Source organism: Pseudanabaena sp. BC1403 (genome assembly GCF_002914585.1).
GTDB lineage: Bacteria > Cyanobacteriota > Cyanobacteriia > Pseudanabaenales > Pseudanabaenaceae > Pseudanabaena.
This window is the reverse complement of sequence record NZ_PDDM01000005.1, coordinates 120932-139938: the sequence shown is the minus strand read 5'-3', so window position 1 is coordinate 139938 and position 19007 is coordinate 120932. Positions and strand designations below refer to the sequence as shown.

Below are 19007 nucleotides of genomic sequence, written 5' to 3'. Positions count from 1 at the left end.
AAAGGAGATGTTTACTAAAGATTCATGCTCACTAAAGATCAAATTCTCGATCGCCAAGTTGCCTTACTAGTTCAGGGTACTCCTGATGCAGAGACTGCCAGTGCAGTTAGTTTGATTGCATCGGTACTAAAGGCGATCGCTCAAAATCTTAAATATACGATCTATTTCGTGATTCAAGATATTGAAGGTGGCTGGTTACTGACACCACTTAGCAATCACGATAATCCTGAAATCGAAAAGACGACGATCTACGCCTATTGCGATCGCACTCCTGCCAATATTGACAGGTTTAGGCTAAATGATGAGCATCTCGAATGTGGGGAATACAATGTAATTGATATGCTGTTTCGGCTAATTGGCATGAAACAGGTAGATAGCATCGTATTTTTTGATCGGGCAACAGATACGCAAAATGGTATCGAAATTGTGCGTACGGATATTGAAGAATTATGCGAGAAACAAATTAAACGCGCTCAGTTTGGGCTGCAAAAGCTCAACGAACTGAAAAATAATGCCAATATTGCTTAAAACATCATAGGCAGCGCAACATGCTACCTAATTATAAAAAAAGAGAACGCTTTGCGTTCTCTTTTTTTATTCGTGATCGATTTTTATTCGTGGTCGATGAATCCGCACATGACTGCACCATCGATAGAACCTTTGCCACTAACTAAACAAGCGAGTTTATCTTGATGGCTCATGGTTACAATGCGATCGTAACTATGACCAGAGAGTAGATTGTCTGCGATCGCTATTACTTCAGGAGTGGTATTAACCGCAAGGATAATTTGATTGCGGTTAATGTCAGCATTTTCATAACGAACTTCAGTTTGAGGAGCAGTAGGACTTTGATAAAGGGCGGCGATGATCGCTTCTTGGGCATTTACTGGTGCAGCGATCCCGAAACCTGAAATGACGAAACCCGAAATGGCTAAAAATGTTGCTACGATTGTATTTCTCATGACTGCCTCTACTCTGCTTTCTCGAATTGCTTCCAACAAGTTAGAAAACTAAATTTCTATAATTTAATTTTCTAACAAAAGTAGCGATCGCTACTTCCTGCTATCAACTCAACCGACTGGGTGAACTCGATTCATGAGTGATTAACTCAATAACAACATCATCAAGCTTTATTCAATAGTTGCCAGTGACATCAGATATCTACCCTTGTGATTGCGATCGCAACCTATAGTGAAAAGTAAAGGCGGCTTAGCGTCGCCTTTACTTTTTAGGTTTTATACTGACAATAGACTAAACAGCTAAGAACTAAAAAATGAAGACTCTAATTAACTCTTGTTTGGTGGTTTTAGGATTAACTGGCGCGATCGCCTCAATTAGCTGGACAGACTCAGCCTTTGCTGATCCCAACCAAGTTCGTCAAGTTTTACAAACTAGAGATTGCCAAGGTTGCGATCTTTCGCGCACAAAACTTAGTTTTTCAAATCTGAGAAATGCCAACTTACGCTATGCAAATCTGTTTTCTGCTGATCTTAAACTTGCTGATTTACGAGATGCCAACCTAGTTGGCGCGATCCTTGATAAAGCCGATTTAAGAGGAGCAGATCTCACAGGTGCAGATTTGACAAGTGCTTATATGTCCGAAACTAATTTCTGTGGAGCAATCATGCCCGATGGACAAAAATCAAGCGAAGGCTGCCCTAAAGCTCCAAAATAGACAATTCTCTATTGTATTTGTGTAGAATTGTATGCAAAGGCTTGAGAAAGTTGGAAAAGTATTAACTAAACTCAATTAAAGCTTTAGGCTAGAGATTATTTGAGTTGATCTCACGTCCTTATATTTATTCGTCCAAGCGGAGTTCCGCCCTATGATTGACGCTATTATCATCTTTACATTCATCCTAGCGGGAGCAGGTACTGGCTTCCACGGTATTGATTTCCTACCATCGGATGCGATCGCCAATCTCAATATCCAAAATTTACGTTGGGTAACCCTTGGAGTTGGATCTGTTGTCGGCCTAGTCGCAGGATTGATTGTCCAAAATACCTATCGCCGTGTCGAGACGAATATTCGATCAATGCCGCTTGAGACGATTTTGGGTCGGGCTGTTGGTTTGGTCTTTGGATTACTGGTTGCTAACTTGATGCTAGCGCCATTATTTTTGATACCAATTCCCAATGACTTTGACTTTATTAAGCCACTCACTGCAATTTTGGTGAGTATTATCTTTGCCTATTCAGGGATGACTCTCTCTGATACTCACGGACGTGCATTGTTACGTTTGATTAATCCCAATAACGTCGAAAGCAGCCTGATTGCTGATGGCACATTGCGTACTGCTACAGCAAAGGTTTTGGATACTAGCACGGTGATTGACGGCCGGATTCAGACCTTAATGGAAACTGGCTTTTTAGAGGGGCAACTATTGATACCCCACTTTGTGATTCAAGAATTGCAGACGATCGCTGATAGTTCCAATGATCAAAAGCGCGTCCGTGGTAGAAGGGGTCTAGATATTCTCAATAACATGCGCGATCAATTTAGCGATCGCATCACGATTCATTCAGCAGATTACGAAGACTTACACACAGTCGATGCTAAATTAGTGCGCCTAGCTCAAGAATTAAGCTGTACCTTGATTACCAATGATTACAACCTAAATAAAGTTGCAAATTTACAACAAGTTGAAGTTTTAAACATTAACGATCTTGCTCAGGCTTTACGTCCAACCTATTTGCCAGGCGACTTAATCGAAATTAAGGTGCTTAAGGAAGGAAAAGAAGCTTCCCAAGGAATCGGCTATCTTGAAGATGGCACAATGGTTGTCATTGAAGAGGGTCGTGAATATCTCGGTAAGCAAATTATTGTGGTTGTCACAAGTGCTTTGCAAACTTCAGCAGGTCGGATGATTTTTGCACGTCACGAAGCGATCGCTACTGTCTAGCTTTTAAGGAAAAGGGAAAAAGGAAAAAGGAAAAACCAATTTCTAATTACCAATCCCCAATTACCAATTACCAATCCAAAATCACCTATGCAAGTTTCGCCATCCCACTCACAGCGACAATTGGTATCAGGTAAAGTCGGTTGGGGATGGAGACAGGCGACTTTGCCTATTTCTGCAAACTTTTTTTTTGCTGGGTTGTTGATTCTCGTAGTGGCGATTGCACAATTAGTGCGGATCGGAGAGTCAACTTTTTTAGCTATCGCCAGTCTTGCTTTGCTTGTAGGTTTTGGGATCGGCATATATTTAGCTAAATCAGTCGTGAACGTATGCCAACAAAATTCAGATTATCTATTTTCGCGATCGCAGTTAATTGGGATGACAGCTTATTGGTTAATTTTAATCGCAGGGCTTAGTTCAGCTTCAGAAACTTTCATTAAGGGTTTTGTGGCGATTTGGTGGATTGTGCCAGCCGCTATTTTTATCGGTATCTCTAGTTCGCTCACTTTGCGCTCAGGTAAATCTAAAACAACAGATAAAAAGCAAATCCTAGAAGCAGTTAATGCTGATGTCCTAAATGTAGTTACCTATTCTGATCAAACAGTTTTAGTCAGCCCCTCATCACTTGGTCAGCAACCACGACAGTTTAATAGCTTGGTGTTAATTGTGTTGGGCTTTTTCTTTTGGTCAATGATAGATTTATCTCCCAATCTGAGAGCGATCGCTGCGATCGGTTTGACCACTTCGGGAATGACAGGATTTTTTACATGGCAAGCCCAGTTGCGATCGCCCGAAAAAGTTTTACACCTAAGGTTTAGCGGTTTATGGGGACTTGCTGCCGAATATGTAATTAATATAAAACCATTCTCCTGCCTATCCGTCATCAAATTGCAAGAGGCTGGCGGAGAACTAAGCTGGATGCAGCTATCGGGAAATAATAGTGATATCACGCTCCCTTTAGCGATGACAATTTTGCCATCTAGCAATAAAGAAGCTACAAATCAAAAAGCTTCAGATCAAAACGATGAGTTAGGGCAAGCCATCCGTGAGGAGTTCCGCCTTGCGAAGCAAGAAACTGAGCGAGACAGCTTAGGCATGGCTACTGTATTACTACCTCAGGGTGCAGGGATTTTAGCAGGTACAGCATTTATTGTTTTAGGGTTGGTGCTCTTGTTTTTCTTTCCTTTGCCCACAAGCCTACCTACAGAAAGTGCGATCGCTTGGCTTGGTGTTTGTCTAGTTAGTCCTGCGATCGCAAGATTTTTCTTGCAACTAGTTGCTCCGAATAGTTTGCAAAGCGATCGCCCTAGCTACAGCAAAAATCATTTACAGTCATGGGAAATCGGCACGGCAATTTTATTAATTAGCGCATTTCTATCAACGCAACCGACAACAAAAACTGCACCTCTAATCATATTCACGCAATCACTACCGATATTAACGCTCATTTGCGGATGGCTTAGCATCAGTATTGGAGCCTGTATTCTAGCTTTTGTTCGTCGTACCCCTCTTTGGAATACAAATTACTAGTCAAAATTACTGGTCAAAAAAATTGCTAAGCAATTTTTTTGACTTTTTTAATTCAGCATGGCAGTACATTCGAGAATTAGTTTTTGGTTGGTGAGAGAGTAGGGCTGAATTTCTAATGCTCTACGAAAAGTGACGATCGCCTCGTGATAGTTACCGATCGCGGCATAGCATAAACCCAAACCGTGAACTGCCCCAAAGTGAAAAGGATTAAGAGAGATCGCTTTCAAACAATCCTTAATTGAGCGCTTGTAATCCCCCTGCATGTAAAACAAAACTGCTCGACGATTCCATGCTTCGACAAAATCTGGCTGAGCATGAATTAATTGCGTCAACATCAGTTCCGCCTGCCTGACATTGCCGCTATCTGCCATCATTTGGCTCTGTCGCAAGACCTGCAAACCCTGCATCCCCTTCTGCATAAACCACATTTCCCACAACCCCTGAGTGGCGCGATCGCGAATACCTTCATCTTCACTTTTGAGGTCTCTCAACAATTCTTCGATAGGCTGGCTCATTAGTCTAGACAAATAAATTTATATTATGCAAATACTCACTTCCTAGTGAATAATTAGTGGTGCGCAGCAAAGCTGCGCACCACTAATTATTCACTTTATAACGTCTATTCTTACGGTGGGAAGAAAGTAATGTTTGAAGAGCCTTGCTTTGCAAAATTATTCAAACATGATCTGGTTTTACTTTGATGACAAAGCTCAATCATCTAAAGTTTGAACTAAAAGCGGGACTTATGTTAGTTTTTTAACTCATACCTAAGAGATATTTTGCTCGCATGTCTATCATACAAATTACTGTCCAAGAGCTAGCCGAACGTTTGGCTAGCGATCGTCAAGATTTACAACTGATTGATGTGCGAGAACGGGATGAGGTGGAAATTGCTGCGATCGCCGATTTTACAGTTCTCCCACTTAGTGAATATGACCAATGGTCAACGGATTTCCAAGAAAAGTTTGATCCCCATGCAGAAACATTAGTGCTATGCCATCATGGAATGAGATCTGCACAAATGTGTCAATGGTTGGTCAATCAAGGCTTTACTAATGTCAAGAATATTGGTGGCGGCATTGATGCTTATGCTTATGTTGTTGAGCCAAGCATGGCTAAGTACTAAGGCTTAAAACTCACCAAAGTAAAGCGCCCGCAGCACAGGCACTTTACTTTGGTGGGTTTTAGTTTGCAGTCAAAAAGGGAATGCTGAAAAATATTGCTAAGCCGATCACTGAAACAATACTGGTGACAATCGTGATAATAATGAACTTGCGATCGCTAGCACCATAGAACCTATTCGGCAGTGAACTCGCTAATACCATTAGACCAATTACGACGAGAACCCCAATAAACAGGTTGCGATTCATAGCTTTTGTTGGTGTTTTTACTAAGATTTCGTGATGTCTCTCAGTATGCCATTAAAAATGCATGAGTTCGATATAGCCATTTGCACCGTGCGAAGCATGGTGCAAATGGCTATATCGAACTCACATTAAAAGTAGGGAGGCGGCGCTTAGCACTGTCTCCCTATAATGTATCCGTAATAAATTATTAAATCTCTTTATGACTGATTGGGTGTGGCTTCAGCGATCGCTACCTGAAAATATGACAGGTGCAGATATATGGGAATTGCTCTATGCTGACGAACCGATTACAGTTCTACTAGAAAGCCCAGTCACAGTCCCTTCAAAATTAGCAAGATATTCGATCGCCGCAGGAAAACCACGACAGGTCTGGACTCCTGAGGTAGGTGAGATTCTGCCTTGTCTTGAAAAATTGCGATCGCAGATGGAGACTTCTCGAAATTCTCAAGATTTACCCAATCATTTACCATTCACAGGCGGATATTTAGGTTGGTTAGGCTATGACCTCGCTTGGGAAATTGAGAAATTGCCATATACCAAGCCAGATACTTTGCCATTCCCAGTTGCTTTTTGGTACGAACCATCTAGCTTTGCGGTGATCGATCATCAGACTCAAAATATTTGGCTAGCTGCTAGCGATCATCATGAATTAGCTGAACTAAGTGATTGCTTAAACAAGAAGATAGCTAAATCTAATGAAATACAGGGACTTGTATTCCCATCCTTGTCGGGAATACAAGTTACTTATGCACCTGAGAAGCAAGGCTATGAAGCAATGGTGGAAAAGGCAAAACAGCATATTTATGCTGGTGATATTTTTCAGGCGAATCTCTCAATGAGGTTTGGCTACCCTTGGGCATCAGATGGATGGCAACTTTATCGCCATTTGCAAAAAATTAATCCATCACCCTTTGCCAGCTATTGGCGGACAACTTGGGGTGAAGTAATTAGCGTTTCCCCTGAGCGCCTAGTCAGCTTGCGTGATCGCCATGCTGAAACCCGACCGATCGCAGGCACAAGACCCCGTGGGAAAGATCGACAGCAAGATCTCGAATTTGAGAGCGAATTACTGGCCTGTACCAAAGAGCAAGCCGAGCATATTATGCTTGTTGACCTTGAACGCAATGACCTAGGGCGAGTCTGTGAATGGGGCAGCGTAATAGTCGATGAATTATTAGCGATCGAACGATACAGTCACGTTATGCACCTTGTTAGTAATGTAGTGGGGACTTTATGCAGCGATCGCACCTTTGTCGATCTCATTCGCGCCACTTTCCCTGGAGGGACAATTACAGGCTGTCCTAAGGTGCGCTGTATGGAAGTCGTCGAAAAGTTGGAGCCGCAGCGTCGCAGTTTGTTTTATGGTTCCTGTGGCTATATTGATCGACGCGGCAATATAGATCTGAATATTCTAATTCGGACTTTACTAAAAACTGATAATCATATCTGGGGTCAGGTTGGAGCAGGGATTGTCGCTGATAGTATTAGCGATCGCGAATGGTACGAATCTTTGCAAAAAGCTCAGGCTCAGTTAGCAGCCCTAGGCTTGGCAAACCCCATCAAAGATTTGCAACGTTAAGCGCTGCAAATCTTTGGTGGGGTTTGCGATCCTATAGAATACATAAGCAACTACTATCGCAATATATCCATGATTGGAACCAAGCTTTACGAAGGCAAAGCCAAAATCCTGTTTACGACAGATGATCCTAATATTTTGCTGTCGCGCTACAAAGACGACGCAACTGCCTTCAATGCTCTTAAGAAAGGCTCGATCACTAATAAAGGGGAAATGAACTGTGCGATCGCCTCGCATATTTTTCAGTATCTGGAAACCCAAGGGCTTGCCACCCACTTTATTAAGCAAGTCTCACCCAACGAGATGCAAGTTGTTGCAGTTAAGATATTGCCAATCGAAGTTGTCGTCCGCAATATTGCCGCAGGAAGTATTTGTAAACGTCTTGGTTTAGAACAAGGTCAACCTCTCAAAAAGCCCCTTGTCGAATTTTTCTATAAAAATGATGACCTTGGCGATCCTCTGATTACCGATGCCCATGTTGCTATGCTCGATCTCGCTACACCTGAACAAGTTGCCCAGCTCAAACAGCTAGCTCTAGATATTAATCAGCATCTGCAAACATTTTTTGAGCGCTGCAATTTAATTCTTGTTGATTTTAAGGTGGAAATCGGAGTTGATGCCAATGGACGCTTACTATTAGCCGATGAAATTAGTCCTGATACATGTCGTCTTTGGGATAAAGCGATCTCTGATCCAACTGCTCGAATCATGGACAAAGATCGTTTTCGTCAAGATTTAGGTAATATTGCAGAAGCATATCAAGAGGTAATGAAAAGAGTCTTGGCTGCTTAAATTTTGGGGCTGAGAGTTTTTTAGCATCGCCATCAACTGAACTGTTGATGACATATGGTGTGCCCAGTGCATATACTAAATAAAATAAGACTCTAGCAATATGGGGATATTGAAAGTTATAGTAATTTATTACTAGTTGAATAAATGTCCTGTTTGTATTTGATCGTTAATAGTTTCGTGTTAATAAATTCTGTAGGTGTTTGGAAGACTTTATGCGTATAAACTTGCTCTTATTCACAGCCATTGCCGCATCCAGCACTTTACTTACGAGCCCTTTGCTGGCACAGGCTGCTCCTGCAAAGCAAGAGATTGCTCAAGCGCCAACTCCGCAGCCAACAACTCCCCCATCATCTGAAAAGCCTGCGGAGCCAAGCACGCCAATCCCTCCCAGTTCATCCCCAACTTTTACGCTACCCTCTACCACGCCTGCTCCCGCAACTACAACTGAAACTCAAGTGCTGGTGGGCGAAGTTGCAATTAAAACTCCAGAAGGGCAACCTCCATTACCGCCTGAACTGGAGCAAAGAATTTACGATGCGATCGCCACAAAACCAGGTCGGACTGTAACTCGTACTCAACTCCAATCAGACATCAACGCTGTATTTGCCACAGGCTTTTTCTCAAATGTGCAAGCTGAGCCTGAAGATACGGATATTGGTGTGCGCGTAACGTTCTTTGTATTACCAAACCCTGTACTCAAGTCCGTCAACACAGAAGGAACAAAGGTCTTAGAAGCAGGTGTGGTTGATCGGATCTTTGGTTCTCAGGTTGGTAAAATCACTAACCTCAAAGATATCCAAACTGGAGTTAAAGAACTTGAAAAATACTACCAAGACAAGGGCTATGTCCTAGCTCAGATTGTTGATATCAAGGCAACTCCTGATGGAAATATTAATCTAGTTGTTTCTGAAGGTGTGATCGAAGACATCAAAGTTGCCTTTATCAATGAAGATGGCAAAACCGTTGACAAGGAAGGCAAACCAGTCACTGGAACAACTCGGGACTTTATCATTACCCGTGAGCTGACGATTAAAGAAGGCGAAATCTTCAATAAAAACACAGTTCAAGGTGACTTACAAAAAGTCTTTGCTCTCGGTTTATTTGAAGATCTCAACATTGGTCTTGCGCCTGGGACAGATCCACGCAAAGTGATTGTGACTGTCAATGTCAAAGAACGCAACACAGGCTCGATTGCCGCAGGTGCAGGTTTAAGTTCATCAACAGGCTTATTCGGTACAGTCAGTTTTCAGCAGCAAAACCTTGGTGGTAACAACCAAAAGCTTGGTTTAGATATTCAAGTTGGTGAACGCGAATTACTATTTGACCTCAACTTCACCGATCCTTGGCTTGCAGGTGACCCGAATCGGACTTCCTTCACAGCTAATATTTTTAACCGCAGTTTGTTTAGCTATATTTTTGATACCCCAATTGGGATTGGAGTTAATAACAATAGTCCTCGCATCAACCGACTTGGCACAGGTTTTAGCTTCTCTAGACCTTTGGGAACTGCCACAACTGCCTCATTGGGCTTGCGCTTTGAAAGAGTCAGCATTACCGATAGCAGCAATAATGCGATCTCTGCGACTGACTCACTCGGTAACCCTCTCTCTGCTAGTGGCACTGGACAAGATGACTTGCTGCTGCTGCAATTTGCCTATGCAACTGATCAGCGCGACAATCCCATTAAGCCATCCTCTGGTTCTGTATTTCGGATTGCCACTGAGCAGTCAATTCCCATTGGTTTAGGCTCCGTATTCTTGAATCGGGTTCGTGCTAGCTATAGTTATTTCATGCCCGTTAAGTTCTTGAATTTCTCTGAAGGTAATCAGACCCTTGCTTTTAACATTCAAGGCGGCACTGTGTTTGGGACTTTACCTCCCTATGAAGCATTTCAACTCGGTGGTAGTAACTCAGTCCGTGGTTGGGATGAAGGCAAAATTGGAAGCGGTCGTAGTTTTGGTATTTTCTCAGCTGAATATCGTTTCCCTGTCTTTAATATTGTCGGTGGAGTCCTGTTCTTCGACTATGGTACAGATTTAGGCTCAGCCTCATCTGTGCCAGGCAATCCTGCTGGAGCGCGAAATAAACCAGGTAATGGCGCAGGTTATGGTATTGGGGTACGTGTACAATCTCCTCTGGGTTCGATCAGAGTGGACTATGGTATAGGCTCAAATGGCGGTACGCAGTTTAGCTTTGGTCTAGGAGAGAAATTCTAGTCATGCTCTATCAACAGACGATCGTCGCCCCATTTTCGTTGTCGGGGATTGGGTTGCATAGTGGCGAGCAAGTTTCTGTGACTGTTAGTCCTGCGCCCATTGACTCAGGTCGTTATTTTGTTTACGGTGAGTCAAGAATACCTGCCGATACGACTGTAGTTTCAGCTTCGCAGCTATCAACAGAATTACGTCAAAATGGAACGGGTGTTCGCACGGTTGAGCATCTGCTATCAGCTTTGTTTGGTATGGGTGTGCATAATGCCTGTATTGAACTTGATCGGTCTGAACTGCCGATTCTCGATGGTTCAGCATTACCTTGGGTTGAGGCGATCGCCAAAGTTGGTGTCAAAACGCAAATAGAAGGAGATCGCCTAATTCCCTTAGCTGAAACTATTACAGTCACTAAAGGTGATAGCTTTGTCACTGCCATCCCATCAGATACATTGCGCTTTACCTACGGCATAGAATATCCAACTAAGGCAATTGGTGAGCAGTGGTTTAGTTGGTCGCCAGCGATCGCTAACTTTAGCGAAAAATTTGCTGAAGAAATAGCTCCTGCCAGAACTTTTACGCTTGCTGAATATATTGATCAAGCTCGTGCAGCAGGGTTGATAAAGGGCGGTAGTCTTGAAAATGCAATGGTTTGTGATGGCGATCGCTGGATCAATCCACCTCTAAGGTTTGAAGATGAACCATGTCGTCATAAACTTTTAGATCTCATTGGTGACCTAAGCTTGCTAGGATTTTTACCGAGAGCACATATTCTTGCTTATAAAGCTAGTCATAACCTTCATGCTGAATTTGCGATCTCCTTAGCGAGAAAGCTATAGCCACACAAAGCGTTAGCCAGACAACTCATTGACCTCCTATGCAAAATTATTAGTTAATATGCCAACTTTGACCGAAGAACCCACCATAGATAGTTCTGAGCTTAATACTGACGAGGAAAATAGTACCCCCAGTCAGATTTTGATGATCGAAGATATTCAGAAATTATTACCCCACCGCTATCCATTCCTGCTAGTTGATCGCATTGTTAATTTTGTACCGAATAAATCCGCTACAGGAATTAAAAATGTCACCTTTAACGAACCCTTTTTTCAAGGTCATTTTCCTGAGCGTCCGATCATGCCTGGGGTCTTAATTGTTGAGGCAATGGCGCAAGTAGGCGGTATTGTCTTGAGACACCTACCTGGCATGGAAAATCAACTGTCACTATTTGCAGGAATTGATAAAGTCCGATTCCGTCGCCCTGTAGTTCCTGGTGATCGTCTAACTATTACTACTGAGCTATTAGTTTCACGCAAGCGTTTTGGTAAGATGCATGGGCGTGCAGAAGTTGATGGTCAATTAGCCTGTGAAGGTGAATTGATGTTTTCATTAGTTAATCTTTAATCTTTTATCTCTAGTTTCAAATTTTAATTTGTTATCTGGCGATCCAAGCGATCGCAAATCAAGCGATCTAACTTAGTATCAAGCGAGCCAAACTTTTTATGCCTGTGTCTCATGCGCCTGTGTCTGAATTTATTCACCCGACAGCCATAGTGCATCCTGATGCCCAACTTCATCCGACTGTTAAAGTTGGAGCTTATGCTGTCATCGGTGAACAGGTGAAAATTGGTTCTCATTCTGTCATTGGACATCATGCTATTGTCGAAGGGAGAACTGAAATTGGCGATCGCAACCAAATTTATCCAGGGGCGGCGATCGGATTAGATTCTCAAGACTTGAAATATTCGGGTGCTGATAGCCTCGTCCGCATCGGTAATGACAATCGCATCCGCGAGTACGTCACGATTAATCGTGCTAATGAAGCTGATGAAGTTACTTATGTTGGTAACGGGAACTTGCTAATGGCGTATGTCCATGTGGGGCATAATTGCGAAATTGAAGATCGTGTGATTATTGCCAATGGCGTAGCTCTAGCAGGACATGTACATGTTGAACCTCATGCCAGAATCAGTGGTGTGTTGGGTGTACATCAGTTTGTGCGAATTGGGCGGCTGTCTATGGTTGGTGGTATGAGTCGAATCGAGAGAGATGTGCCTCCCTATACTCTAGTTGAGGGAAATCCTTCTCGTGTGCGAACTCTAAATCGCGTTGGGATGGATCGTGCTGGACTAGATGCGTCAACTCAACAGGCACTGAAGACAGCATTTCGATTGCTATATCATCAGGATCTGACCCTAGTTGAAGCTCTTGAGAAACTAGCTACTCTGATCGATAATTCCCATGTTCAGCATTTGCGCCAATTTTTACATGACTCGATCACTCTTTCTGCACGGCGCGGCCCAATTCCCCGCCGTATTTGATGACTAAAGCCCCAAAAAGGAAGAGGCGGCGCGAAGCGCCGCCTCTTCCTTTTTGGGGCCTAAATAAGTTGTTTGCGATCGCCTATACAGACAAATGGGTATGTTCTAAATTATCAAGGTCATAGAAAAATTCTTATCTTTCTTTTTGTATATACAATCTCATACATAAGAATGAATAATGTATTTTCTAAACTCTATTTAAAGCAATTATGTTAAGATTGGTAACGTAAATGTTTTAAATGTACATACTCTATTTTGAGAGAGCGTTTGGTAAACATGTCAAGTATTAACAGCACTGAATTTGGCGGGGAAAACTCATATATCGGCGGCAGACCTCAACCCAAAGAAACCTTCGATCTACTAAAACCTTTGCGCCAGAAAATTGACAGCTTTGAAATTCAGAAATCGCAGACGGCTCATCGCATCGCGAAACTAATTCCAGCTCAATGTCCATTTGAGCGCACTATTAAAATCCTTGGTCATGTGATTATCAATATCCCACCACTTTGTAAGCTCAATCCTCTCTACGATGAATTTGTTTTCCTGCGATTTCGGGCGCTATGCTTTTTAGTTGATCGCTGTGGCGAAGACATTAGCTCCTATTGCTAAGTGGCTTAGCAAAATCAAATATAAAACCCCAAAGATTTGGAGCGCCCGCTACGCGGGCGCTCCAAATCTTTGGGGTTTTATATTACACAAAAAATAAATGATGTAAGCTTTGCTTACGTCATTTATTTTTTGTGTCTAGGAATTTGGATATGCCAAAAAAAATGCGGTGGATATGGCGATCTCTGATCGCTGTACTTATTACTTGTTTGATTTCTATATCAGCGATCGCTTTGCAACCTAGTAACGCTGTGATCGCGCCATTACCCGATCCCTATCTCACCTCAGGAAAACTTGCTGAAGGGGAAAAAGTCTTTAAAGATTATTTAAAAAATAATGACAAAGATGACAAAGCTCGTTTTGGGCTAGGTGTAATCCAATTTATGAGCGGTACTGAGAGACTAATGCAGTCACTCTATCGCTATGGCATGATCCAAAACCCCGCAGGTGGTTCGATTCCTTTCTTTCGATTACCTGTTCCGACCAATCCCAAACCGCAAACATTAACTTACGATGGACTTCAGCAAGTTTTTCAGGGCTGGATTGACGATCTAGCTGCTGTACGTACTACACTCGAACCAATCAAAGATCAGAATCTCAAACTAGCATTACGTTTAGGATTAATCCGTTTAGATTTTGATGGCAATGGCAAGGCTGATGACAAAGAAATGTTGTGGCAGATTTTTAATGCGGTGACGGGCGCAAGGGTTACTGAAAAAGATGCACAGCAATTTTTAATCGCGTTTGATCGCGGTGATGCTTTGTGGCTACAGGGCTATACCCATGTATTAGGTGCGATGGGCGAATTTTTGCGAGCCTATGATAGCCGAGAGTTGTTTGCTGCTTGCGCTCATTTATTCTTCCAAAATGTGGATACACCTCATAAGTTTTTACTGAAACGCCCCAAGAAGACTGATGAGTATTCCTTCAACATTTTTGATCCTCTTGATTTAGTTACGGCTGTGCATCTAGCAAAATTCCCTTTGCAAGAACCGCAACGCATGACCACAATACTTAATCACATGAAGTCAGTGATTAGTCTGAGTCGTGAATCGTGGAAATCGATTTTAGCGGAAACCGATAGCGATCGCGAATGGGTTCCTAATCCTAAGCAATTGTCAGTAATTCCACAGGTTCGTGTTACCGATGAAATGGTCAAATCTTGGCTAAAATCTCTAGATGAAATTGCGATGATTCTTGATGGCAAAAAGAATATTCCGTTCTGGCGAGATGAAAAATTGAGTATTGATTTTGCTCGAATTTTTACTGAACCGCGTGCATTTGACCTAGTGTCATGGGTTCAAGGCACTGCGGCTACTCCTTATCTTGAGAAAGGAACTACTACTGATGCTCGTGTTTGGAATGAGATGCTAAATGCTTTTGGTAGCAATCTATTTGGCTTTGTAGTTTGGTTTAATTGAGAATCTCTACATAGCTTCTATAGCCATGCAAATTTTGCGTTAGTTCCCAAAAAAGGCAGCACGGAGTACTGCCTTTTTTGATATAGGAAAATGCCATCTTTTTTTCTTTTCTTTAGGCAATTTAATTGGATAAAACTACTGTAAAAGTCGTTCCCTGTCCGACTTTGCTCTCGACATTAATTTGTCCCTGATGGCTTTCGGCGATCGCCTTTGCGATCGCAAGTCCCAGTCCTGATCCACTGGTCATGGGATTGATAGATTTTGCACTAGATTTGCTGCTTTTTTGGGGTTGATAGCGATAGAACCGTTCAAAAATCTGGGATAGTTCTGCTTCAGGAATACCGATGCCAGTATCTTTGATCTGCACTTGAATTTGATTGTGAGAAGTGCTTGACTCGGAGATGATTTGGACTTTCCCGCCTGTGGGCGTATAGGCGATCGCATTGCTGATCAGATTTGTAAATAATCGCCCTAAGCGATCGCGATCGCCTGATACGACTAGTTTAGATTCTTGATCGGGGACTTCCAAGGTGATTTGTTTTTGATGCGCGATCGTCTGTTGTTCTTCTCCAACTTCACGCAAAATTTGCGATAAATTGCAAGATTCACGCTTCTGATTAGTAATACCGCCATCATGCCTTGCTAAAAACAGTAAATCATCAATTAATCTTCCTAATCGTCTGGTAATTCTTTCAATTGTTTCCATTTGCGATCGCTGAAATTCGGGATCGGGATTGGGATCGGCAAGGGCAACTTGGACATTGGTTTGAATGACTGCGATCGGGTTGCGAAGCTCATGGGAAGCATCGGCTGTGAACTGTTTTAAGCGCTGATAGGATTCACGCACTGGCTCCATAGCGATTCCTGCGAGCCACCAACCGCATAGGAGAACCACGAATACCATCAGCGTTGTGCCGATCGCTAAATCGAGGAATAATTGCTTGACAGGCTTAGTCACCTCAAACCAAGGATGACTAATTCGTAGATATCCTAATAATTTGCCATTAATTACAATCGGTTCAGTCATCTGTCGCAATGGCTCAACTTCTGACAAATGCACGGTGCGATAGACAGGCTGCAATATTCCTTTCTCACGGGGTTGTAATGACTCCGTATTCGCATTAGTTGTCCAAAGAATCTTGCCACTGGGGCTAAACCAGTCAATATCAATATGATCGGCATCGATCGCTTGAGCATTTGCCGAGAAATTGCTGCCAAAATCTGACTCTAAGTCAATTAAGTTAGACCGAATTAGCGATCGCTCTATTACTTCAGCAACATGGTCGATCGTGTCATCAATGCGATCAATCAAAGTTGTCTGCACATACAAATAGAACCCCGTCGCAAACACAATCAACAAAATTGCCGTGACGATCGCATACCACAGCGCTAGGCGGCGGCGCATTGACTGAAAAACAGGATTAGGAGGAGCAGTGGTCATGGGTAATTAATAACGAGAAATCGCGACGTGATTTCTCGTACAGGGTTTAGTAATCAAAATCTTCCAGAATAGTTAATAATCTATTTTGACAAGATTTGGGAATTAAGTCACTCAAAGGGATTTCACGATTGCCGCCACCGATCGCAATCATCGTTCCATTTAATACTTTTGTAACATCTGCCGATGTAATACCATCTGGCAACATCGGATAAAACTTTTCAGCAAGAGGGCGATGCAAATGCGCATCATTTAAATACAAATGCCATTTAGCAATATCGATATACACATCTTCTGCGATCGTGGCGGCGAGCTGTTCAATACGTTCAGTAGTACTCATTTTGTTTATTTGTATAAATCTAAAGTTTAGGATAGGCGGCGCAAAGCGCCGCCTATCCTAAACTTTAGATTATTGTAACTTTAGCAAGTCAAATATATTATCTACTGATATTTGCCAATCTCCCAAAACATCCAAAACTGGCAAAATATCTGAGCCTCTTTTGGTCTCAGGGAGATGATCGCCTACGTATACCATAATTAGTTCTTGACTTGGGGAAATTAGCCAACCAAGCTCAGAACCATTGGTAATTGCTAAGCCAATTTTATTCATCACCAGCAAAGGTGACTGCCCAGGAGAGAGAATCTCAATAATCCAATCAGGAGCAAGTGGCACTTTATTCCCAACTCTTCCATTTAGCATAAACGGAATGTTCTGCCATCGCAATACACAAATATCTGGTACAAGCGATATTCCACCAAAGCTACAACGTAATTCTGGGAAAGCAAAAGCCATTTTTTTTGGTTTGACTATTTGATTTATGGAATTAACAATTTCTGCTTGAAAGATACTGTGCTGAAACTGTGGCATTGGCTTTTGATAAACTTGACCATCAATATACTCACTTGCAGGCTTAGTTTCTGGGAGAAGAAGAAACTCATCTAGTGAAATTGTGTTTGGATTAGATTCTAATGAGATTGCCATAGAGTCACCATTTTTGCTATTGAACTTTCTGGATCTGCTTTTCCTTATACAAAACCCAAATACTATGCACTGTGACAATTATTCCCCAGATCACGGCTAGCCAAACTGACCAGATCCAGATTTTTTCGGTAATAGATTGAATAAACCACATACAGGTCATGCAAGCCGAATAGATGGCAAGGTGCAGATAAAAGTTAACACTGAGTTCGAGGGTTTGATATTCAGGATCGTTAGGATCTGGTGGCTTTAATAGCTTGGGCATAGAAAATCGAAAATTTGGCAAATTTAACTAAAACTTATGCTAGCGCAAAAACATCCACAAATGAGTGGCAGCGATTCGCGCTGCCACTCATTTGTGGGTTTAAGCAATAAGTTTTTTGGCTGCTTCTAATTGGATTCTGACTTGATCGAAGCCAGTTCCACCGTAGCTATTACGAACCTTGACTACCTGTGCAGGCGCGATCGCCTGTACAATATCCGACTCAAACTGAGGATGAAAAGTCTTCCAGCGTTCAACGGATAGATCCTTGAGCAAAATCCCTTCACTGGTACAGGTTTTTACCAACTTCCCAACCAATTGATATGCCTCACGGAAAGGAACTCCTTTAGATGCAAGATAATCGGCAACATCAGTCGCATTCGAGAAGTCCTCAGCTACGGCTTCTGCAAGACGTTTGGTCTGAAATTCGATGCCTTCATCGATCAAAATTGTCATCGCTTCCAAGCAGGCGCGAACGGTGACTACTGCGTCAAAGATACCTTCCTTATCTTCTTGCATATCCTTGTTATAAGCCAGAGGCAAGCCCTTAATAATTGTCAGTAGACCTTGCAAATGTCCAAATACACGACCTGTTTTACCACGTACCAATTCAGGAACGTCAGGATTTTTCTTCTGGGGCATGATGCTGGAGCCAGTGCTAACGCGATCGCTAAGTTTTACAAAGCTAAATTCCTGCGATGACCAAAGAATTACTTCTTCAGATAGGCGGCTAAGATGCACCATGATCAAGCTCGACGCGCAGAGAAATTCTACGGCAAAGTCGCGGTCTGAGACTCCATCAAGGCTATTACGTCCCACGGAACCAAAATCTAAAAGTTCAGCGGTGTAATGGCGATCGATTGGGTGGGGCGTGCCTGCTAATGCACCCGAACCAAGCGGACAAACATTTACTCTTTGATAAATTTCATCTAATCTTGTCCAGTCGCGCTGAGCCATCTCAAAATAAGCAAGGAGATGATGGGCGAGGCTAATCGGCTGGGCGCGTTGCAGATGGGTATATCCTGGGATGAACGTCTCGACATACTGCTCGGCTTTATTCACCAAAGTTTGCTGCCAAGTCCTAATGTCTGTCTGGATTTTGCGAATCTGGTCGCGCAAATATAAACGAACATCGGTCGCGACTTGATCATTACGCGATCGCGCTGTATGTACTTTTTTGCCGACATCACCGATCAACTCAGTCAGGCGACGCTCTACCGCAAAATGTACATCCTCAGCATCAATACCAGGATTAAAATTTCCAGATCGATATTCTTGGCGGATCTGCTCTAAACCATTAACAAGCATTTCCCCTTCTTCGGCGCTGATGATCCCTACTTTCGCTAACATCCGTGAATGCGCTTGCGATCCTGTGATGTCATATTCAATTAAATTAATGTCAAAACTAATGCTGGCATTAAATCTAGCGATCGCAGGATGCAGCGCTGTCTCGAAACGCTGACTCCAAGGTTGGGGGGCTGTTGGCTGGCTCATACAAAAAAACTGTAGTACTTGAAGATTTAGTTTACTTTTTGACCGTCAGTTTTGCGCCTTTTTGTCATAGGTTCATTATTTATGGCTTTAAGAAATAAAGCTCAAAAGAGATTT

At 42.6% G+C, this 19007-nt stretch carries 21 protein-coding genes; 13 read left to right on the top strand and 8 right to left on the bottom strand.

What is annotated here, in order from left to right; genetic code table 11:
• The first annotated feature begins 24 nt into the window (after nucleotides 1-24).
• The gene (locus CQ839_RS06890) at nucleotides 25-528 is read left to right on the top strand and encodes a hypothetical protein (protein WP_103667540.1); all 504 of its coding nucleotides are present in this window, start codon (nucleotides 25-27) and stop codon (nucleotides 526-528) included.
• Nucleotides 529-611: 83 nt separating this feature from the next.
• Here CQ839_RS06890 and CQ839_RS06885 read toward each other — a convergent pair whose 3' ends face one another.
• On the bottom strand, nucleotides 612-962 hold the full coding sequence (locus tag CQ839_RS06885) for a hypothetical protein (RefSeq protein WP_103667539.1): 351 nt from the start codon (nucleotides 960-962) through the stop codon (nucleotides 612-614).
• 311 nt (nucleotides 963-1273) lie between these two features.
• On the opposite strand from CQ839_RS06885, the gene CQ839_RS06880 reads away from it, so the two are divergent.
• The 3 genes from CQ839_RS06880 to CQ839_RS06870 all read left to right on the top strand — a co-directional run bounded on the left by CQ839_RS06880 (nucleotide 1274) and on the right by CQ839_RS06870 (nucleotide 4430).
• The gene (locus CQ839_RS06880; RefSeq protein WP_103667538.1) at nucleotides 1274-1675 is read left to right on the top strand and encodes a pentapeptide repeat-containing protein; all 402 of its coding nucleotides are present in this window, start codon (nucleotides 1274-1276) and stop codon (nucleotides 1673-1675) included.
• A gap of 151 nt (nucleotides 1676-1826) precedes the next feature.
• Nucleotides 1827-2903, top strand: coding sequence for a PIN/TRAM domain-containing protein (locus tag CQ839_RS06875; protein ID WP_103667537.1), 1077 nt, complete (start codon nucleotides 1827-1829; stop codon nucleotides 2901-2903).
• 87 nt (nucleotides 2904-2990) lie between these two features.
• Nucleotides 2991-4430 (top strand): hypothetical protein, encoded by a 1440-nt coding sequence (locus CQ839_RS06870; protein WP_103667536.1) that lies wholly within the window; start codon nucleotides 2991-2993, stop codon nucleotides 4428-4430.
• Nucleotides 4431-4477: 47 nt separating this feature from the next.
• Here CQ839_RS06870 and CQ839_RS06865 read toward each other — a convergent pair whose 3' ends face one another.
• Nucleotides 4478-4945 carry a tetratricopeptide repeat protein gene (locus CQ839_RS06865; protein WP_103667535.1) on the bottom strand — a complete coding sequence of 156 codons (468 nt, stop codon included), beginning with the start codon at nucleotides 4943-4945 and terminating at the stop codon, nucleotides 4478-4480.
• Nucleotides 4946-5217: 272 nt separating this feature from the next.
• On the opposite strand from CQ839_RS06865, the gene CQ839_RS06860 reads away from it, so the two are divergent.
• Nucleotides 5218-5556 carry a rhodanese-like domain-containing protein gene (locus CQ839_RS06860; protein ID WP_103667534.1) on the top strand — a complete coding sequence of 113 codons (339 nt, stop codon included), beginning with the start codon at nucleotides 5218-5220 and terminating at the stop codon, nucleotides 5554-5556.
• Nucleotides 5557-5614: 58 nt separating this feature from the next.
• Here the strand turns inward: CQ839_RS06860 and CQ839_RS06855 are convergent, their stop codons facing one another.
• Nucleotides 5615-5800, bottom strand: a complete 186-nt coding sequence (locus tag CQ839_RS06855) for a hypothetical protein (RefSeq protein WP_103667533.1) — start codon at nucleotides 5798-5800, stop codon at nucleotides 5615-5617.
• A 196-nt stretch (nucleotides 5801-5996) separates the two neighbouring features.
• On the opposite strand from CQ839_RS06855, the gene CQ839_RS06850 reads away from it, so the two are divergent.
• From CQ839_RS06850 to CQ839_RS06815, 8 genes are all read left to right on the top strand, one after another.
• A complete protein-coding gene (locus CQ839_RS06850; protein WP_103667532.1) occupies nucleotides 5997-7376 on the top strand; it encodes an anthranilate synthase component I in 1380 nt (459 codons plus the stop codon).
• A 69-nt stretch (nucleotides 7377-7445) separates the two neighbouring features.
• Entirely contained in the window at nucleotides 7446-8165 is a 720-nt protein-coding gene (purC, locus tag CQ839_RS06845; protein ID WP_103667531.1) for a phosphoribosylaminoimidazolesuccinocarboxamide synthase, read from the top strand.
• Between the two features lie 212 nt (nucleotides 8166-8377).
• Nucleotides 8378-10381: a BamA/TamA family outer membrane protein gene (locus CQ839_RS06840; protein ID WP_103667530.1), complete on the top strand. Its 2004-nt coding sequence runs from the start codon at nucleotides 8378-8380 to the stop codon at nucleotides 10379-10381.
• Nucleotides 10382-10383: 2 nt separating this feature from the next.
• The gene (lpxC, locus tag CQ839_RS06835; protein ID WP_103667529.1) at nucleotides 10384-11211 is read left to right on the top strand and encodes a UDP-3-O-acyl-N-acetylglucosamine deacetylase; all 828 of its coding nucleotides are present in this window, start codon (nucleotides 10384-10386) and stop codon (nucleotides 11209-11211) included.
• Between the two features lie 58 nt (nucleotides 11212-11269).
• On the top strand, nucleotides 11270-11776 hold the full coding sequence (fabZ, locus tag CQ839_RS06830; RefSeq protein WP_103667528.1) for a 3-hydroxyacyl-ACP dehydratase FabZ: 507 nt from the start codon (nucleotides 11270-11272) through the stop codon (nucleotides 11774-11776).
• Between the two features lie 98 nt (nucleotides 11777-11874).
• Nucleotides 11875-12693 (top strand): acyl-ACP--UDP-N-acetylglucosamine O-acyltransferase, encoded by an 819-nt coding sequence (lpxA, locus tag CQ839_RS06825; protein ID WP_103667527.1) that lies wholly within the window; start codon nucleotides 11875-11877, stop codon nucleotides 12691-12693.
• A gap of 276 nt (nucleotides 12694-12969) precedes the next feature.
• Nucleotides 12970-13302: a Mo-dependent nitrogenase C-terminal domain-containing protein gene (locus tag CQ839_RS06820; protein ID WP_103667526.1), complete on the top strand. Its 333-nt coding sequence runs from the start codon at nucleotides 12970-12972 to the stop codon at nucleotides 13300-13302.
• Nucleotides 13303-13451: 149 nt separating this feature from the next.
• Nucleotides 13452-14720: a hypothetical protein gene (locus CQ839_RS06815; RefSeq protein ID WP_103667525.1), complete on the top strand. Its 1269-nt coding sequence runs from the start codon at nucleotides 13452-13454 to the stop codon at nucleotides 14718-14720.
• A 121-nt stretch (nucleotides 14721-14841) separates the two neighbouring features.
• Here CQ839_RS06815 and CQ839_RS06810 read toward each other — a convergent pair whose 3' ends face one another.
• From CQ839_RS06810 to argH, 5 genes are all read right to left on the bottom strand, one after another.
• The gene (locus CQ839_RS06810) at nucleotides 14842-16161 is read right to left on the bottom strand and encodes an ATP-binding protein (RefSeq protein ID WP_103667524.1); all 1320 of its coding nucleotides are present in this window, start codon (nucleotides 16159-16161) and stop codon (nucleotides 14842-14844) included.
• A 46-nt stretch (nucleotides 16162-16207) separates the two neighbouring features.
• Nucleotides 16208-16498 (bottom strand): DUF3181 family protein, encoded by a 291-nt coding sequence (locus CQ839_RS06805; RefSeq protein ID WP_103667523.1) that lies wholly within the window; start codon nucleotides 16496-16498, stop codon nucleotides 16208-16210.
• Nucleotides 16499-16567: 69 nt separating this feature from the next.
• Nucleotides 16568-17140, bottom strand: a complete 573-nt coding sequence (locus CQ839_RS06800) for a Uma2 family endonuclease (protein WP_103667522.1) — start codon at nucleotides 17138-17140, stop codon at nucleotides 16568-16570.
• A gap of 16 nt (nucleotides 17141-17156) precedes the next feature.
• Nucleotides 17157-17402 carry a 2TM domain-containing protein gene (locus CQ839_RS06795; protein ID WP_103667521.1) on the bottom strand — a complete coding sequence of 82 codons (246 nt, stop codon included), beginning with the start codon at nucleotides 17400-17402 and terminating at the stop codon, nucleotides 17157-17159.
• A gap of 99 nt (nucleotides 17403-17501) precedes the next feature.
• On the bottom strand, nucleotides 17502-18893 hold the full coding sequence (gene argH / locus CQ839_RS06790; protein ID WP_103667520.1) for an argininosuccinate lyase: 1392 nt from the start codon (nucleotides 18891-18893) through the stop codon (nucleotides 17502-17504).
• Nucleotides 18894-19007 lie beyond the last annotated feature (114 nt).

What these genes read in the sequence shown, in the direction of transcription:
- CQ839_RS06865 (WP_103667535.1), bottom strand. Translation starts at nt 4,945, where the DNA reads ATGAGCCAGCCTATCGAAGAATTGTTGAGAGACCTCAAAAGTGAAGAT.
- purC (WP_103667531.1), top strand. Translation starts at nt 7,446, where the DNA reads ATGATTGGAACCAAGCTTTACGAAGGCAAAGCCAAAATCCTGTTTACG.
- CQ839_RS06870 (WP_103667536.1), top strand. Translation starts at nt 2,991, where the DNA reads ATGCAAGTTTCGCCATCCCACTCACAGCGACAATTGGTATCAGGTAAA.
- CQ839_RS06840 (WP_103667530.1), top strand. Translation starts at nt 8,378, where the DNA reads ATGCGTATAAACTTGCTCTTATTCACAGCCATTGCCGCATCCAGCACT.
- argH (WP_103667520.1), bottom strand. Translation starts at nt 18,893, where the DNA reads ATGAGCCAGCCAACAGCCCCCCAACCTTGGAGTCAGCGTTTCGAGACA.
- CQ839_RS06855 (WP_103667533.1), bottom strand. Translation starts at nt 5,800, where the DNA reads ATGAATCGCAACCTGTTTATTGGGGTTCTCGTCGTAATTGGTCTAATG.
- CQ839_RS06815 (WP_103667525.1), top strand. Translation starts at nt 13,452, where the DNA reads ATGCCAAAAAAAATGCGGTGGATATGGCGATCTCTGATCGCTGTACTT.
- CQ839_RS06885 (WP_103667539.1), bottom strand. Translation starts at nt 962, where the DNA reads ATGAGAAATACAATCGTAGCAACATTTTTAGCCATTTCGGGTTTCGTC.
- lpxC (WP_103667529.1), top strand. Translation starts at nt 10,384, where the DNA reads ATGCTCTATCAACAGACGATCGTCGCCCCATTTTCGTTGTCGGGGATT.
- CQ839_RS06890 (WP_103667540.1), top strand. Translation starts at nt 25, where the DNA reads ATGCTCACTAAAGATCAAATTCTCGATCGCCAAGTTGCCTTACTAGTT.
- lpxA (WP_103667527.1), top strand. Translation starts at nt 11,875, where the DNA reads ATGCCTGTGTCTCATGCGCCTGTGTCTGAATTTATTCACCCGACAGCC.
- CQ839_RS06795 (WP_103667521.1), bottom strand. Translation starts at nt 17,402, where the DNA reads ATGCCCAAGCTATTAAAGCCACCAGATCCTAACGATCCTGAATATCAA.
- CQ839_RS06805 (WP_103667523.1), bottom strand. Translation starts at nt 16,498, where the DNA reads ATGAGTACTACTGAACGTATTGAACAGCTCGCCGCCACGATCGCAGAA.
- fabZ (WP_103667528.1), top strand. Translation starts at nt 11,270, where the DNA reads ATGCCAACTTTGACCGAAGAACCCACCATAGATAGTTCTGAGCTTAAT.
- CQ839_RS06810 (WP_103667524.1), bottom strand. Translation starts at nt 16,161, where the DNA reads ATGACCACTGCTCCTCCTAATCCTGTTTTTCAGTCAATGCGCCGCCGC.
- CQ839_RS06875 (WP_103667537.1), top strand. Translation starts at nt 1,827, where the DNA reads ATGATTGACGCTATTATCATCTTTACATTCATCCTAGCGGGAGCAGGT.
- CQ839_RS06800 (WP_103667522.1), bottom strand. Translation starts at nt 17,140, where the DNA reads ATGGCAATCTCATTAGAATCTAATCCAAACACAATTTCACTAGATGAG.
- CQ839_RS06860 (WP_103667534.1), top strand. Translation starts at nt 5,218, where the DNA reads ATGTCTATCATACAAATTACTGTCCAAGAGCTAGCCGAACGTTTGGCT.
- CQ839_RS06880 (WP_103667538.1), top strand. Translation starts at nt 1,274, where the DNA reads ATGAAGACTCTAATTAACTCTTGTTTGGTGGTTTTAGGATTAACTGGC.
- CQ839_RS06850 (WP_103667532.1), top strand. Translation starts at nt 5,997, where the DNA reads ATGACTGATTGGGTGTGGCTTCAGCGATCGCTACCTGAAAATATGACA.
- CQ839_RS06820 (WP_103667526.1), top strand. Translation starts at nt 12,970, where the DNA reads ATGTCAAGTATTAACAGCACTGAATTTGGCGGGGAAAACTCATATATC.